Raw genomic sequence first — 301 nt, 5'->3', positions numbered from 1 at the left:
CTCGGCTGGCTCGACCGCCGCGTCAACAAGGGACGCCGGGTCAAGACCTACTCGCTGCCCTGGTTCGTCGCGCTCTATGTCGTCGGCGGACTGCGCGGCATGCGCCGCCGCTCGCTGCGCCACGCCGTCGAGACGGCGCACCGGGACGAATGGCTCAAGGCCGCGACAGAGGCCGTGCAAGCGAACTATCAATTGGGCGTCGAGATCCTGCAATGCCGGCGCCTGGTCAAGGGCTATTCCGACACCCACAGCCGCGGCCTGTCGAAATTCGACAAGACGCTGGCCGCGATCAAGCTGGTCG

1 protein-coding gene is annotated in these 301 nt (G+C 67.1%); it reads left to right on the top strand.

Features of this window, described 5'->3' with window-relative positions; all coding sequences use genetic code 11:
• Positions 1-301, top strand: a 301-nt coding sequence (locus OO68_RS49120; RefSeq protein WP_033314762.1) for a DUF6537 domain-containing protein, incomplete at both ends; no start/stop codon positions are given.

This window comes from Streptomyces iakyrus (genome assembly GCF_000717055.1).
Classification (GTDB): Bacteria; Actinomycetota; Actinomycetes; order Streptomycetales; family Streptomycetaceae; genus Streptomyces; species Streptomyces iakyrus.
The sequence above is the reverse complement of the archived record's forward strand: the minus strand, read 5'-3'. Positions and strand labels throughout refer to the sequence as shown.